Annotated in this window: 19 protein-coding genes; 14 read left to right on the top strand and 5 right to left on the bottom strand. The window is 42.2% G+C overall.

Features of this window, described 5'->3' with window-relative positions; all coding sequences use genetic code 11:
• The first annotated feature begins 2 nt into the window (after nucleotides 1–2).
• The 8 genes from UP17_RS24555 to UP17_RS24520 all read left to right on the top strand — a co-directional run bounded on the left by UP17_RS24555 (nucleotide 3) and on the right by UP17_RS24520 (nucleotide 7,774).
• Nucleotides 3–497: an ECF transporter S component gene (locus UP17_RS24555; RefSeq protein WP_061465823.1), complete on the top strand. Its 495-nt coding sequence runs from the start codon at nucleotides 3–5 to the stop codon at nucleotides 495–497.
• Nucleotides 494–1,192 (top strand): hypothetical protein, encoded by a 699-nt coding sequence (locus UP17_RS24550; protein ID WP_061465822.1) that lies wholly within the window; start codon nucleotides 494–496, stop codon nucleotides 1,190–1,192. Before UP17_RS24555 ends, UP17_RS24550 begins: the two co-directional genes overlap by 4 nt.
• A gap of 508 nt (nucleotides 1,193–1,700) precedes the next feature.
• Nucleotides 1,701–2,153 carry a GntT/GntP/DsdX family permease gene (locus tag UP17_RS24545; protein WP_061465820.1) on the top strand — a complete coding sequence of 151 codons (453 nt, stop codon included), beginning with the start codon at nucleotides 1,701–1,703 and terminating at the stop codon, nucleotides 2,151–2,153.
• Between the two features lie 138 nt (nucleotides 2,154–2,291).
• Complete coding sequence (gene gntK, locus UP17_RS24540; RefSeq protein WP_061465818.1) at nucleotides 2,292–3,836, top strand: gluconokinase; 1,545 nt, start codon at nucleotides 2,292–2,294, stop codon at nucleotides 3,834–3,836.
• A gap of 99 nt (nucleotides 3,837–3,935) precedes the next feature.
• Nucleotides 3,936–4,412 carry a Cys-tRNA(Pro) deacylase gene (gene ybaK, locus UP17_RS24535; RefSeq protein ID WP_061465816.1) on the top strand — a complete coding sequence of 159 codons (477 nt, stop codon included), beginning with the start codon at nucleotides 3,936–3,938 and terminating at the stop codon, nucleotides 4,410–4,412.
• 89 nt (nucleotides 4,413–4,501) lie between these two features.
• Nucleotides 4,502–5,620: a PRK06851 family protein gene (locus UP17_RS24530; protein WP_061465814.1), complete on the top strand. Its 1,119-nt coding sequence runs from the start codon at nucleotides 4,502–4,504 to the stop codon at nucleotides 5,618–5,620.
• A gap of 168 nt (nucleotides 5,621–5,788) precedes the next feature.
• On the top strand, nucleotides 5,789–6,655 hold the full coding sequence (locus UP17_RS24525) for a Cof-type HAD-IIB family hydrolase (protein WP_061465812.1): 867 nt from the start codon (nucleotides 5,789–5,791) through the stop codon (nucleotides 6,653–6,655).
• A 27-nt stretch (nucleotides 6,656–6,682) separates the two neighbouring features.
• The gene (locus UP17_RS24520) at nucleotides 6,683–7,774 is read left to right on the top strand and encodes a PQQ-dependent sugar dehydrogenase (protein WP_061465810.1); all 1,092 of its coding nucleotides are present in this window, start codon (nucleotides 6,683–6,685) and stop codon (nucleotides 7,772–7,774) included.
• Between the two features lie 129 nt (nucleotides 7,775–7,903).
• On the opposite strand, the gene UP17_RS28075 is transcribed toward UP17_RS24520, so the two are convergent.
• The gene (locus UP17_RS28075) at nucleotides 7,904–8,164 is read right to left on the bottom strand and encodes a hypothetical protein (RefSeq protein ID WP_155727494.1); all 261 of its coding nucleotides are present in this window, start codon (nucleotides 8,162–8,164) and stop codon (nucleotides 7,904–7,906) included.
• Nucleotides 8,165–8,295: 131 nt separating this feature from the next.
• Here UP17_RS28075 and UP17_RS24515 point away from each other — a divergent pair, with 131 nt between their 5' ends.
• A complete protein-coding gene (locus UP17_RS24515) occupies nucleotides 8,296–8,715 on the top strand; it encodes a MarR family winged helix-turn-helix transcriptional regulator (protein WP_061465808.1) in 420 nt (139 codons plus the stop codon).
• 18 nt (nucleotides 8,716–8,733) lie between these two features.
• A complete protein-coding gene (locus UP17_RS24510) occupies nucleotides 8,734–9,939 on the top strand; it encodes an MFS transporter (RefSeq protein WP_061465806.1) in 1,206 nt (401 codons plus the stop codon).
• 146 nt (nucleotides 9,940–10,085) lie between these two features.
• Here UP17_RS24510 and bshB2 read toward each other — a convergent pair whose 3' ends face one another.
• The 3 genes from bshB2 to pdxK all read right to left on the bottom strand — a co-directional run bounded on the left by bshB2 (nucleotide 10,086) and on the right by pdxK (nucleotide 12,147).
• Nucleotides 10,086–10,751: a bacillithiol biosynthesis deacetylase BshB2 gene (gene bshB2, locus UP17_RS24505; protein ID WP_061465804.1), complete on the bottom strand. Its 666-nt coding sequence runs from the start codon at nucleotides 10,749–10,751 to the stop codon at nucleotides 10,086–10,088.
• Nucleotides 10,752–10,847: 96 nt separating this feature from the next.
• Nucleotides 10,848–11,195, bottom strand: a complete 348-nt coding sequence (locus UP17_RS24500; protein ID WP_061465802.1) for a YojF family protein — start codon at nucleotides 11,193–11,195, stop codon at nucleotides 10,848–10,850.
• Between the two features lie 124 nt (nucleotides 11,196–11,319).
• Nucleotides 11,320–12,147: a pyridoxine/pyridoxal/pyridoxamine kinase gene (gene pdxK / locus UP17_RS24495; RefSeq protein WP_176431819.1), complete on the bottom strand. Its 828-nt coding sequence runs from the start codon at nucleotides 12,145–12,147 to the stop codon at nucleotides 11,320–11,322.
• A 326-nt stretch (nucleotides 12,148–12,473) separates the two neighbouring features.
• On the opposite strand from pdxK, the gene mobA reads away from it, so the two are divergent.
• From mobA to UP17_RS24475, 4 genes are read left to right on the top strand one after another with little or no spacing between them, the layout of a single operon-like run.
• On the top strand, nucleotides 12,474–13,109 hold the full coding sequence (gene mobA / locus UP17_RS24490; RefSeq protein WP_061465801.1) for a molybdenum cofactor guanylyltransferase: 636 nt from the start codon (nucleotides 12,474–12,476) through the stop codon (nucleotides 13,107–13,109).
• A complete protein-coding gene (locus tag UP17_RS24485; protein WP_061465799.1) occupies nucleotides 13,099–13,563 on the top strand; it encodes a molybdenum cofactor biosynthesis protein MoaE in 465 nt (154 codons plus the stop codon). The genes mobA and UP17_RS24485 overlap by 11 nt, the downstream gene beginning before the upstream one ends.
• The gene (gene moaD / locus UP17_RS24480) at nucleotides 13,556–13,789 is read left to right on the top strand and encodes a molybdopterin converting factor subunit 1 (RefSeq protein ID WP_061465797.1); all 234 of its coding nucleotides are present in this window, start codon (nucleotides 13,556–13,558) and stop codon (nucleotides 13,787–13,789) included. Before UP17_RS24485 ends, moaD begins: the two co-directional genes overlap by 8 nt.
• Nucleotides 13,790–13,813: 24 nt before the next feature.
• A complete protein-coding gene (locus tag UP17_RS24475; RefSeq protein WP_061465795.1) occupies nucleotides 13,814–14,833 on the top strand; it encodes a MoeB/ThiF family adenylyltransferase in 1,020 nt (339 codons plus the stop codon).
• 74 nt (nucleotides 14,834–14,907) lie between these two features.
• On the opposite strand, the gene UP17_RS24470 is transcribed toward UP17_RS24475, so the two are convergent.
• A complete protein-coding gene (locus UP17_RS24470; RefSeq protein WP_061465792.1) occupies nucleotides 14,908–15,255 on the bottom strand; it encodes a YflT domain-containing protein in 348 nt (115 codons plus the stop codon).
• Nucleotides 15,256–15,304 lie beyond the last annotated feature (49 nt).

The following is a 15,304-nucleotide window of genomic DNA, read 5'->3' as shown; positions in this document are numbered from 1 at the left end:
ACATGGACGTAAGAAAAATTAGTACAATCGCTATTTTTATTGCTTTATCGGCGGTCGGGGCAATGATTAAAGTCCCTTCCCCAATAGGCAGTATTGCTTTGGATAGTTTTCCGGCCCTTTTGGCGGCTGTCGTACTTGGCCCGGTATCGGGGGCTATTGTAGCGGGGCTTGGTCATATCATCTCAGCGTTCATCGGCAGCATGCCACTTGGGCCATTCCATTTTTTGATCATGGCCGAAATGGCAGTCCTCGTATGGATGTTCGGCATTTTATATATACACGGGAAAAAAATAGGCGCATTTTTCCTCTTCTTCATCGGTAACGCCTTCATCTTGGCCCTGCCTTTCGCCTTTCTGGTCAGCAAGGGTGTTTACACGTTGCTTGTTCCGGGATTAACGGCGGCGACGGCGGTAAATGTAGTATTGGCAGCCATTTTACTGCCACGCTTGGAGCCTGTTTTGAAAAAAATGATTTTTAAAGATGGACTCGTAGAATGAGTGATTCAATGATTTTACCATTTTCCGAATCAGATTCATTGATTGTTTCAAGTGATAATAGTGGCGGCATCGGTCTAAAGGAAAAAGATCTGGTCCATGTCCCTTATGAGGTCGTTGGATATTATTCCTTTCGGGTTGCCGTCATGGAATGTTTGGGCGTTGGCGGAAGTCCAGTATCCGTCGTTCTAAATAATTTCTGCGGTGATGAAGCCTGGGAGGACTTGACCAGGGGTGTCAGGGAGGGGCTGAAAGAATTGGGAATGGAGGGCCTCCCCATTACTGGCAGCACAGAAAGTAACATGCCGCTTCTTCAATCAGCAATTGGTCTTATGGTGATTGGTAAACGAAGGAATGAAGGTGTTAAAAAGCAACATCCTTTACAGAAAATTGCTCTCATCGGCAGGCCGCTCGTTGGAGAAGAAGTTATGGATCAACAAGATTGGATCGCCCCATTATCTTTATATAAAAGCCTATGTGAAATGGAAGAAGTTCAGGCACTTCCAGTCGGTTCAAAAGGGATAGCGTATGAGTGGAAGCATCTGGACCCAAGTGGTGAAGGTGTTTCTATCCAAATAAGTAATAAAGTCGATATCGAAAAATCCTCTGGGCCATCTACCTGCTTCCTCATTGCTTATCCTGAACATCTGGAGGAAGAAATCAAGCTCCAATCCGGTCCTCTTTTTATTGGTGAATGATCATTTTATGAATGAATCGGGTATCGGGTTCCAGTTCACAATGAACTGGTTCGATGCTTTTTTCATTTAGGTCATAATTTAGTGATTTAAAAGCGTTTAAATTTTCAATTATGTTATTTATTCATTATAAAATATTATTCTGAGTTTGCCTTATATACATAGAGAGATTATAAGGGGTTCCAAAGGTTCGGCTGGTTTAAGAATGACAAGAAATCATAACGGTCTTTTTAATCAACATCAGACAGAGTTGCAGCAGATGTCTGGTTTATTTGGATTGATCCATAACAATAGTTCATTGATTTATGGTCCAGTTCCAGGATTTTCTTGATCATTATCACCCAAAAGCTAAATCTCGCCCATTTAATGGCTACTGCTTGCATCCGTCATTTTAAGGATTTTCGCAGGTATGGATGTTCCGAATGTTGCAGATGCTGTTCAGACAGGGGCAGTAATACTTCCGGCTTTCGGCATTACCTTAATCACGTGTTAAAGCAGGCTGGTGCTTCCGATGCCGTGTTTGCAGAAGAATGAATTGGCATGTCTTCATTTGAAGAACAATTATCGGCCACATGGTCTCTGTGGGGTTTCATTCTTTACATTAGGTTACACCAGACGTTTTAATAAAGAAGAAATAAACCAATTTATATCCGCCTGTCTCGCTCCAACCGCGTCCATTATTTTGATTATCGGAGCTGGCGATGCATTTGAAAATGTATTGATCATGAGTGGAGTCGTGAAGCCATTGCAAGTTAAGCGGCTTACTTTGATATTTCACCGATTCTGTTTGGTAGTTATGATTCAAGAGGCCACAGGTTCAGCAACTGTCGTGATGACAGCTGCGGCAGGTAGTGTACTGCCGATCATATCTTCTTTTCCAGGTGTTAATTTTAAATTGCTGCTCCTTGCTATCGGTTCGAGTTCATTAATTCCATCCCACTTGAATGATGAGGATTTGAGATGATCGAAGAGTTCCTTAATTTAACAGTCGCACAAACGGCAAAATCTTGAACGGTTATGGAAACGAATATATCAGTCGTTTCATTTATCCTAATCTTACTATTGAATTCAATTGTTTAAGAGAAAGGAGCATGATGTAAGTATGAAACATTCAGGTTATATGATGGGAATCGATATTGGTACGACGAGTACGAAGGTTGTTCTTTTTTCAAAAAGGGGGGAAGTTGTCCATTCTTGTTCGAAGGGATACCCTCTTCACAGTCCAACTCCTTCCGTTGCGGAACAAGATCCCGAAGAAATTTATAAAGCGGTCATCATTTCTATAGGCGAGGTCATGATTGCAAGCGGTATAGAAAAGGATGAACTGGGTTTCATATCGTTCAGTTCGGCTATGCATAGCTTGATCGCCATGGGGAAAGACGGTAATCCGCTAACGAATAGCATTACTTGGGCGGATAATCGAAGTGTTTCTTATGCGGAGAAATTGAAGGCTTCTGAACAGGGGATGCAATTGTATCATAGGACTGGAACACCCATTCACCCAATGTCCCCAATCACGAAAGTAATGTGGTTAAGAAATGAGCATCCTGGGGTTTTTAACGAAACGGACAAATTCATAGGAATTAAAGAATACATCATCTATAAATTTTTCAATGAGTACGTGATGGATTATTCGCTTGCATCTGCAACGGGCATGTTCAACTTGAATGACCTGAAGTGGGATGAAGAGGCACTTACCATTGCCGGTATTGGGGCTGACAAGCTGCCAACGCTTGTCCCTACAACGCATACCCTCTCAGGTTTAAGTGAGGAATTAGCTGCAAAAATGAACATTCGGGCAGGTACCCCGTTTGTGATTGGCGCGAGTGATGGTGTGCTTGCCAACCTAGGGCAAAACGCCATCAAGCCAGGAGTTCTGGCAGTGACAATCGGAACGAGCGGTGCGGTAAGAACCGTCAGTGACCGACCGATTACCGATCCGAAAGGCAGGACATTCTGCTATGCCCTTACTGAGAATCATTGGATAATCGGCGGACCGGTCAACAATGGGGGAATCACTTTCCGATGGGCACGCGATCAATTAGGCCGTGTGGAAATTGAAAAAGCCAAGGCATCGGGCCAGGATTCCTATGAGATACTGACGGATATGGCTTCCAATATCGCACCTGGATCCGATGGGCTAATATTCCACCCGTATATGGCTGGGGAACGGGCGCCATTATGGAGTGCCGATGCTAGGGGCTCCTTCTTTGGACTTGCGCTTCATCACACTCGTGATCATATGGTCCGGGCAGTGTTGGAGGGTGTGATGTATAACTTGTATAGTGTCCTTCTTGCTGTAAGGGAATTGACAGGTGCTCCCAAGAAAATTCATGCAAGCGGTGGATTTGTCCGCTCAAAGCTCTGGCGTCAAATCATGGCTGATATATTCAATCAGAACGTGACAATTCCTGAAAGCTTTGAGAGTTCGAGCTTAGGTGCGGCCGTACTTGGATTATACGCTTTAGGGGAAATAGAAAGCCTTGATGAGGTTGAGGGTATGATCGGTGAAACGAATGAACTTGTCCCAAGCGAAGAGAACGTTAAAGTGTATGAAGAATTAATGTCGATTTATTTATCCGTGAGCAGGCAATTGGAAGGCGACTACAAGCGGATTGCTGATTTCCAAAGACGTCATTTAGAATGAATTTAAGGGAAAGCACAGTTGTATAAGCACTGTGCTTTTCTTTTTGCCTGGTATTTAAAAATGGTAAGATGGAGGAAAACGATAAGGGAGAATATTAATATGGGAGCAAGTAAAACGAATGCAATGCGAATTCTTGATAACAAACGTATAGAGTATGGCATGATGAGTTATGATGCCAATGATGGAAAAATCGACGGGATCACTGTTGCGGACAAAATTGGAAAAACTCCCGAAACCGTTTTTAAAACACTTGTTACCCATAGCGGACCGCAGCAGCTTTATGTATTCGTCATTCCTGTAGCCACCGAACTGGATTTGAAAAAAGCAGCAAAGGCGGCAGGTGCAAAAAAAATTGAAATGCTCGCGGTTAAAGACCTGCAAAAATATACAGGTTACATTCGGGGAGGCTGTTCACCGATCGGAATGAAAAAGCAATACCCGACCTTCATCGATGAAAGTGCAACCAACCTGCCTGAAATCATCGTAAGCGGAGGGCGGATCGGTACACAGATAGTTTTAAAACCGTCAGAGTTCCTGGAAGTCACACAAGCGGAATCTGTAGCCCTTATAAAATAGACGGTTTATCTTTAGGCATTCACCTAATAGGTTTTTTCTGCATACGCTGTCTTGAATATCACATCTGTATTGTGAGGGAGAGTGTAAAAGTGACAGGAAAAGTGATGCATTATTTCGCTGGAGGCAATACGGCTAAAGGTTTTTATAGTTTATATGATTCCAATTTAGCAGGTTTGGAAAGATTATTCATATTAAAAGGCGGACCTGGTTCCGGTAAATCGACCATTATGAAAAAAATCGGCCAAGAATGGCTGGATAAAGACTATGACATCGAGTTTTTACATTGTTCGTCCGATAATGATTCCATTGATGGAGTAATCATACCGGCTTTGAAGATTGGACTCGTGGATGGGACAGCGCCGCATGTGATTGAGCCGAAGGCACCAGGGGCCATTGAGGAATATGTCAATCTAGGGTCTGCTTGGAATTCTCAGCAGCTGGCTTCCGAAAGAGCGGCAATCATAAGATTGACGAATGCGAGAAGCAAGAGTTTTGAAAAGGCATATGCCCTGTTCGCTGAAGCCTTGAAGATACATGATGAATGGGAAGACATTTATAAGGCAAATATTGATTTCGTTAAATTGAATGGGTTGACCAATAAATTGATAGAAGGCTTTTATAGAGATATCGTCCTTAACAAGAAGGCTGATGTTCGTCATCGGTTTTTAGGAGCCGCAACACCAAAGGGTGCAGTTGATTTCGTTCCTAATATTACTGAAGGAGTACAAAAACGGTACTTTTTAAAGGGGCGTCCGGGTTCCGGTAAATCAACGATGCTGAAAAAGATTGCAAAGGCTGCTGAGCAAAGAGGTTTTGATGTGGAAGTATATCATTGTGGTTTCGATCCGCATAGCTTGGACATGGTAATCGTCCGGGAAGTAGGGATTGCCATTTTTGACAGCACATCCCCTCATGAATACTTTCCGAGTTGTGAAGGTGATGAAATCATTGATATATATAAAACGGCCATCTTGCCAGGAACAGATGAAATTTATGCTGATCAGATAAAGGATGTTTCCTCCAGGTACAGGACGAAAATGAATGAAGCTACAGCAAGTCTTGCTAAAGCAAAAGAGCTGCATGACGAACTTGAAAAGATTTATGTGAAAGCGATGGACTTTACAGCAATCGATGACATTCAAAGCGACATTCACCAACAGATTATTGAACGGGCACAGGAAGTGGATAGCCACAAGATTCTACATTAAGAAAACAAACTGCACCTTTCTTCATTAGGTGCAGTTTATTTATTTACATAATTGGACTTCTTATATGACTGAAGTTACAGCAAGAATCAAGACGAGTTTGGAAAACGTGTTTATCCACGCTCTTTCGGTTAAAATAGGGATTATATTGAAAAAAAGGAGCAGGTTGAATTGATAAAGACGATCGCAATTGATATGGACGGAACATTGTTAAACAAAATGCAAAAGGTCAGTAAGGAAAATAGAGACGCAATCCAGAAGGCGCAAAGTGAGGGAGTGGAAGTAATCATTGCTACTGGCAGATCTTATGTGGAAGCAAGGGTAGCTTTAGATGAAGCAGGCATCGTTTGTCCTGTCATCTGTGTAAATGGTGCTGCACTCTTCAGGGAGGATGGAAAGATTGCTGCTTCCAATCCAATGTCAGCCGCAACTGCTAGCATGGTAGGTGAATTCCTCGAAGAACAAGGAATTTATTTCGAAATATATACGAGTCAGGGAATCTATTCTAAAGACTATGAAAACGCAATAGCTGCATTGGTGGATGTATTTGTTACAGCCAATCCGGAGATTGACCCTGAGAGAATGAGGAAATTTGCAGAGGAGCGTTTACAGCTTGGACAGGTGACCTCCATTTCCGATTATTCCGAGTTATTCCGCCATTCAAATGTGGAATATTATAAAATTCTCAGCTTCTCAAAAGATTTAAGTTTATTAAATCAAATTGCTTCTAAATTGAAAGGAAAGGGAGTTACAGTCACTTCATCGGGACGGGGAAATGTGGAAATCATGAGTGGGACAGCTCAAAAAGGTACGGCACTTGAAACTTATGTAAATGAAAAAGCCGGCTTGATGCGGGAAACCATGGCCATTGGGGATAATTATAATGATGTATCCATGTTTGAACGGGTAGGTTTGTCTGTTGCAATGGGAAATGCCCCGCTCGATATTCAAAAACTGTGTGATGAAGTAACAGGTAAGAATGATGAATCCGGTGTAGCGGAGGCCATTTTAAAGGTACTTAAACAGTCAGCCTATTAAACTGATGAATCGAAAGGGGAATGACTTTTGAAAAGATGGCTCTTATTTTTCCTTATGGCTACATTGACTTTAACTGGCTGTAACATGAATAAAGATGACAGCATAACCCAGCCGAAGCCTGATAAAGAAGTGACGGGCACTTTAGGAGAAGATCCGGATGTGCTAGTAACGAACCTGCATTCCCCATGGTCGATTCAGAAGGATGGGGACACAATGTATGTATCAGAGCGGACAGGAACCATCGTAGAATGGGACAAGGGGAAGATGACAAGGCAAAAGGTCCATCTTAAAAAGACATTGTCCGCAAAAGCGGAAGCGGGATTACTTGGATTTTTGTTAACTCCCGATTTCTCCAAGAGCGGGCAAGCTTTCGCCTATTATACGTATGAAGAAGGCGGGGATTCCATCAATCGAATCATCATTTTACAAAAAGTTGGTGATAATTGGCAGGAGAAGGAGACCTTGCTTGACGGCATACCAAGCGGGGAATACCACCATGGTGGCCGGATCAAGATTGGACCGGATGATAAGCTATATGCAACAACAGGTGATGCAAGAAAGCCGGAGATCGCACAGGGTATTAATTCCTTAGGCGGGAAGGTTTTGCGCATGAATCTGGATGGCACCATTCCGAAAGATAATCCTTTCGGGAATTCATACGTTTATTCATACGGTCACCGCAATCCACAAGGTCTGGCGTGGGATGAATCTGGGCAGTTGTATGAAAGTGAGCACGGGGACTCGGCTCACGATGAATTAAATAAGATTGATCCAGGTAAGAACTACGGCTGGCCAGAAATAGAGGGCGATGAGCAAAAACCTGATATGGTAAATCCATTGATTCATTCCGGCGAGCAAACATGGGCCCCTTCTGGAATGGCCTATTTTGACGGAAAGCTTTATTTTGCTGCCTTAAGGGGCGAATCGGTTAAAAGTTATGATGTACAGAGCGGCAAGCTGACTACTATCATTACGGGTTTTGGGCGGATACGTGATGTATCCGTAGATGGAGAATTCCTTTATTTCATAAGCAACAATACGGATGGCCGAGGAAATCCTGATGAAAAGGATGATAAGCTTTATCGTGTGCCACTTTCCCGGTTAAAAAATATGTCCTGAAGTTATCAATGAGAAGCTCGGAGATGTGGTATTTGTGTAATTCAAAATAGTTTTTGAATGAAATCATTCCGAAGCGCAAAGATCAAATATCGGAAGCCTCGCTTTTTAATAGCGGGGTTCCCTTTTTGTTTATGGCCTCGAAGCATCGACCACGAAGAGCATGGCATGGCCCCGATTTGACCCATACAGTTTGCGGAATTCACGAGTAAAAGCGTGGAATTCACGAGTAAAACAGTAAAACTCACGAGTAAAAGCGTGAAATTCACGAGTAAAAGCGCGAAACTCACGAGTAAACAGCGCGAACTCACGAGTGTAGCAGAAATTCACGAGTAAAACAGCAAAACTCACGAGTAAAAGCGCGAAATTCACGAGTAAACGTACGAAATTCACGAGTAAAACAGCAAAATTCACGAGTAAACAGCGCGAAATTCACGACAAGTGTTTTCTTCATCCGAAGGCTGGACATTTTTAAAGAATAAGTGTATAGTTACCTAGGTAACTAATTAACAGGAGGAATACCTTTGTCCTTTCATAATGGTTTTTTTCATCATAACTTACAATTTTCAAGGTCATTTACCAAAAAGTTAAATGAACAATTGGCTAAGGTTGATCTTTTTCATTCCCAGTGGCTGATTGTATATTATCTGAATCAGTATGGCTGTTCTACGCTTGTTGAAATAAGCACTTATCTAGATGTGGAGAAGCCGACGGTAACCCGGACGGTAAACCGTTTGGAAGAACTTGATTTGATTGAACAAATCCCAGGAAAAGATAAGCGGGAACGGAGAATACAGTTAACGGAATCAGGTGTAAGGACTTTTCAAGAGGCCAAAAAAGTGGTTGAAGAGTTTGAACTTCAATTAATGAATGGTTTGGCTGAAGAGGATCGTGAGGCAACGTTACGAACTTTGATTTTCCTGAAGGAAAAATTAAAACAATAGTAAGGAAGAAGGATTGAAATGAATGACAAACCGAAATTGTGGACGAAAGACTTTCTGATTGTCTCGTCTGTGAATTTTTTTCTTTTTTTAACTTTTTATGTCTTGATGGTGACATTAACCATTTATACGATGGATAGCTTTCATGCGTCGCAAGCACAAGCAGGACTTGCCTCAAGTATCTTTGTCCTCGGGGCAGTGCTTGTCAGACCGATTGCAGGAAAAAAAATTGATAAGATCGGCCGCAGAAAAATGTTGCTTGGATCCTTGATTCTATTCCTGGCCGCATCCATTGGCTATTTCCTGGTGAATAGTTTACCCCTCTTATTGATCGATCGTCTTATTCATGGTTTTGCTTTTGGCCTTGCCACAACGGCAACTGGAACGATTGCTGCAGATATCATTCCGAATGAAAGACGCGGGGAGGGTACAGGCTACTTTGCCATGAGTACAAACTTGGCAATGGCATTCGGTCCGTTTATTGGATTGCTGATCACACAGCATTTTAGCTATTCGATCATTTTCTATGCTGCCTCTTTATTTGCCGCATTTTCTTTAGTCGCATCGTTGTTCATGAATGTACCTGAAGGGGAAAAACGCGGAGCTCTACCACAGAAGGGATTTAAAATCAGTGATTACTTTGAAAAAAGGGCCCTGCCCATATCCATTTTTATCGGATTTGCCGGATTTACCTATTCGAGCATCTTGTCCTATTTAACATCTTTTGCAAAGGAAATGGATTTAATGGATGCGGCGAGCTTTTTCTTTGTAGTATTTGCTGTATTCCTTTTGGCGTCCCGCCCGTTTACAGGACGAATGTTCGATGTGAAGGGGGAGAATGCAGTCATTTACCCATCGCTCTTCCTGTTTGCCATGGGTATGGTCATCCTCAGCCAATCCCATCATGGTATCACGCTTCTGATTGCCGGTGCCTTTATCGGAGTGGGATATGGTACGTTCCAATCAAGCTGTCAAGCGATTTCTATCAAGGAATCCCCATCAAATCGGATGGGATTAGCCACATCCACGTTTTTTACAATGTATGATTTTGGTATTGGTGTTGGCCCATTCCTATTGGGCTTCCTTATCCCATTTACCGGGTTCAAAGGGTTATTCATGGGAATGTCAATCTTTGCATTCGCCCTTATCGGGATTTATTATTTGGCACATGGAAAAAAAGCCTCAGCAAGAAAGAAAATGCATCATGAGGAACGTTTGTCTGCTTAATTTTTTTATATGTCTGTATAAAATGGGAAATTTAGGGGATGCTTTATAATGATTAATTTTCCAAATTATCCCCCTTTTCTCCGCCTGTAATCAGCAGGCGCTTTTTTTTTGCCATAAACAAAGAAACCGCCATATTGGCGGTTTCTTTAAAATTTATAGGTCCATAATCGTTCTTTGCGGATCCAGTCGAGAAAATCAGCATCCTGATTTTCGAATTTCTCTTTCCAATCGATTACCATTGCTTGCGTTTGCGAACGATGGGCAGTGAATGCAGCTACCTTTTTTTCTTCTACGGCAGATATATCATGGATGATGTCGGGCTGTCCTAACTCATCGATGCAGTTATTGGAGAACGCGACACAATGAAGTTTAGGTCTCTCTTTTTCTTCGATTCTTTCCACAGCCCGAACCACAGCCCGTGCTGTTGCTTCGTGGTCTGGATGGACACTGTATCCTGGGTAAAACGTAATGATCAATGAAGGATTCAATTCATTGATAGCATCGGTAAATAATGAAGTCAGCTTTTCATCATCTTCGAATTCGATTGTCTTATCACGCAAACCGAGCATGCGCAAGTCCTGGATTCCAATCGCATTTGCTGCATCGATTAATTCCTTTTTACGAATTTTAGGGAGCGATTCTCTTGTTGCAAATGGAGGATTTCCTAAATTACGTCCCATTTCTCCTAAAGTTAAGCATAAATAGGTGACGGGAGTGCCCTCTTCTCTATGAAGGGCAAGCGTTCCAGAGACCGAGAAGGCTTCATCATCGGGATGTGGGAAAATAACTAATACATGACGTTCTTTTTCCAAGGTATATTTCTCCTTCCGTTCTACTTACAGTGAGTATGGTTATCGGTGAATGGGAGTATTCATCGGAATAATATTAAAATATCAAGCAAGTTGTACTCATTCAAAGGGAGTAGGGCTGAGCTGCATGGAGACAGCAAGCTTCCCGGAAAAATCAAGTCCTGCCAACAGCAACCTACCTTGTTCATCCATTTCGAAGTGGTTAACGCCTTCTGCATATACCCAGCCAATATTGAGCTTTAAGCCGATGCGGTAGGGTCCATCCCCAACTATCTTCCCGTGTTCATACTGTATTAATGCATTACGAATATAAGCACCTGCCGAAAAGAAAGCTTCATCTACATGAGTGGCATAGGCACCATTTGTCGTTTCAAGGTGAAGATATACATCTTGTCCGGCGAAAGTATCAATAGCATTTTGCACCTCTGTACGGTCTATAGGTTTCATTCTATAATTTCCTCCTTAACTGGGCGGCTAGATAAGCTTTTCCTTCTTTCTAGTTTACTAAATAAAAACAAAAAAAGCGAAAAAGGCCGCTCGATGAATTTGAGCGGCCACTAAACTTGATGTTTTATTTTTGGGTGTTTTCAGCAATTCCATATTTATGGTATGCACCATGGTTAACAGGTCCTACATAGTCATTCATCTTCCAAGAATGGCGAACCGCTTCGGTAATGAAGTCCTTCGAAATGTGGATAGCCTCACGAGGACTTTTCCCTTCAGCCAATTGAGCTGCAATAGCTGCTGAAGATGAACAGCCGGCACCATGTGTGTTGGTTGTTTCGATTTTCTCGGATTCAAGGATCTCAAATTCTTTTCCATCATATAGAAGGTCGATGGCTTTGTCATTCCCCAGCTTATTTCCGCCTTTGATCAAGACATATTTAGCACCAAGTGCATGAATCTTTTCAGCTGCACCCTTCATATCATCGATCGTCTTGATAGGTGCTGTCCCAGCTAACTGGGCAGCCTCGAACAGGTTTGGCGTAACTACTGTTGCACGTGGAACAAGAAGTTCACGCAAAGCTACAGCTGTTTCAGGGTGCAACACTTCATCTTCACCTTTACATACCATAACTGGATCGATTACGACTTTGTCCAGTTTCAACTCGTCGATTTTACGGGCAACAAGTTCAATGATTTCCACTGATCCAAGCATTCCCGTTTTCATGGCATCAATGCCGATTGATAAAATCGTTTCGATTTGGGCTTCCAAAACCTCAACCGGTGTAGGGAATACATTATGGGACCACCCATTCTTAGGATCCATCGTCACGATTGTCGTTAAAGCGGACATACCGTAAACGCCGAATTCTTGAAATGTCTTTAAATCTGCTTGAAGACCCGCTCCGCCGCTCGAATCCGATCCGGCAACTGTCATAGCTCTTTTCATAGTCATTATGTGACCTCCTCAGGAGAATTAGATATCGATATTATCAGCATACCAGGTAATATCCTATTTTTAGAATATACCAAAATTTCTTTTATGTAAAACTTAGTTGTCACCCTATATGAGTCCTTTAATAAGGAAATGGAAAGGCCTAGTCTGCTCCTTGGAAATATGCTTTGTCCAAACTTTTGATATATAAGCAAAGATGTGAAAGTGTCATTATTTTCAAAATTGATTTAAAATATTTAAATATAGGGACGCTTCATTAGTGGATGCATTTATTATAGCTTTACCGTTGGTTGCGGGAATAAACCCAAAATAGGGAGGTGATTCGTTTGGAATGGACTATGTTACTTTTAGCTGGTGGGAAATCAAGTCGTATGGGAGTGAATAAAGCTCTGTTGACCATAGGCGGCGTTACGAACATTTCAAGAGTGGCAGCCGAATTGAAAAAGGTGTCAGAAAACATTCTGGTCATTACCAATACTTTTGAAGATTATCGTTTTCTGCAACTTCCGTTAATACCGGATATACATAAAGATCAAGGACCTCTTGGCGGATTGCATGCAGGGATGACCGCTGCGAAAACGGAGCTTCAATTCCTTACGGCCTGTGATATGCCCTTTGTGAATGCGGCTGCCATAAATGATATCATTTCCTATTATGAACCTGAATTCGATGCTGTCATTCCGGAAATAAATGGCAGGATCCAACCGCTTTTTGCTGTTTATCATAAAAGGTGTCTTCCTGTACTGACGGAGTGCTTATTAAAACGCGAGTTGAAAATGGGTCTATTTTTGGAAAAAATTTCGGTGAAAATCATGAAGGAAACCGACTTTAAGTTATATCACGAGAATCCTGAACATCTTCAACACCTTTTTTTCAATATGAATACGAGGGAAGATTATAAAGAGGCAGGGTATATTGATCAAACTGAATTATATATAAAGGATGGTAGACATGAATTATAAAATTTCAAAAGAGCCGATTGTCATCCAGGAAGTGATTGATAAAGTAGTAGAGCGGAATGCAGGTGCCGTCACGACCTTTATTGGTACAGTGAGGGAAATGACGAAAGGAAAAAAGACTCTTTTCTTAATTTACGAAGCATATGAACCGATGGCCATTAAGAAATTAGAGCAAATCGGTTCTGAAATTAAGGAGCGGTGGCCAGATTCAGAAACGGCAATCACCCATCGTGTTGGAAAACTTGAAATCACGGATATCGCAGTCGTTATTGCCGTTAGTACGCCACATCGAAATGATGCATATGAGGCAAACAGGTATGCGATTGAAAGAATAAAAGAAATTGTCCCTATATGGAAAAAGGAACATTGGGAAGATGGGGAGACATGGGTCGGAAATCAGTTGGAAACAGTTCCATATCCAAAAGGGAAACCGGAAGAGGTGGATATCAATGATTAATGTACTTTTATTTGCCCAATTGAAAGATGAGTTAGGCAAAGAGACTCTTTCTATAGAAGGAAATGGAATGAGTGTGGCCCAGCTTAAAGGCAAAATGAGGGTGGAATTTCAATTGGAAGGTCTTGAAACCGTGATGACAGCGGTCAATGAAGAATTTGCTGACGATGACACGATTCTATCTGATGGAGATACAGTGGCTTTCATTCCACCTGTCAGTGGAGGCTGAGCAAATCGGATGGGAGGGTTCATAGTGCAAGAGCGATATTCAAGGCAGACTTTATTTTCCCCCATTGGTGAAGGGGGCCAATCGAGAATTTTGAAGAAGCATGTCTTACTTCTAGGGGCGGGGGCATTGGGGTCTGCTAACGCAGAGGCCCTTACTCGTGCGGGAGTAGGGAAGCTTACCATTGTCGACAGGGATTATGTCGAAACCAGTAATTTACAGCGTCAACAAATGTATACGGAACGGGATGTCGAGGAGAAACTGCCAAAAGCAGAAGCGGCAAAGCGCCATCTATTTGATATCAATCATGAAGTCGAAGTCAATGCCATCATTATGGACGCGACCGCCCAGAACCTTGAACAGCTGCTTGGTGATGTTGATTTGATATTGGATGCAACCGATAATTTTGAGACACGGATGATTATTAATGATCTGTCACAAAAGTTACAGATACCATGGATTTATGGGGCATGTGTGGGTAGTGTGGGCATGACTTTGACCATCCTTCCAGGACAGACGCCATGTTTGCACTGTTTACTTAAAGCTATCCCCATTCAAGGAATGACCTGTGACACAGGAGGAATCATATCACCAGCTGTAACGATGGTAGTGGCACACCAAACTGCTGAAGCTTTGAAAATCCTCGTTGAAGATTGGGAATCGGTTCGACCTGCACTTGTTACTTTTGATCTGTGGAGGAATCAATACCAAACCGTAAAATTAACAAAAGCGAGAAAGAAAGATTGTCTCTCTTGCGGAGATCAGAGGACATATCCCTTTTTAACTATGGAAAACGCAACGAAAACTGCGGTTCTTTGCGGTAGGGATACTGTACAGGTCAGACCGCCAAAACCTTTGAAACTGCAACTCGAGAAATTAGCCAAAGATCTGAACGGCAGTGGTTATTTGGTGCAATTCAATCCATTTCTTCTCTCTTGTGAAAAAGATGGGAAACGTATTGTCATTTTCGAGGATGGCCGGGCGTTGATTCACGGAACGAAGGATATGGTCCATGCAAAGGCCACATACCAAAGTATCCTGGGATAATGAATATAAAAAGCGAGGCTGCCGGTAGGGTGCCTCGCTTTTTATGAATCATATAGGGTAGTGGTTATCGGGTATTAGTGTGTAACACCGTCTTTATTATCTTGTTTGGAAGCAACGATGACGACTTTGCCTTCGTCAAGCACTTCCTCGTAACGTTCTGCTTCCATATCGCTAAGACCAAGGTTGCTCATTCGATTACGAAGTTCGTCTCCACGTGATTTAAAGAGATTTCCAACGGTATCAAGGAAGCCTTGTTCCTTCATGCCTACATCTTCTGTATTTGTATTCTCGGTAAGGTGCTTCGAACGGGTTTTATCATGGGCAAACAAATATACATCGTCCTTCGTATATCCTGATGTAGTCAATTCATCGATTTTTTCCTTTGCTTGTAAACCGTTTTCTACTACATGTACTTGATACATATAAACTCCTCCTTGAATTTCAGTGTAAGATTCTCTTGGATATGGGTAA

The sequence above is a fragment of the Peribacillus simplex genome (assembly GCF_001578185.1).
Taxonomy (GTDB): domain Bacteria; phylum Bacillota; class Bacilli; order Bacillales; family DSM-1321; genus Peribacillus; species Peribacillus simplex_A.
Note: the sequence above shows the minus strand (reverse complement) of the source record. Positions and strands in the feature narration are given on the sequence as shown.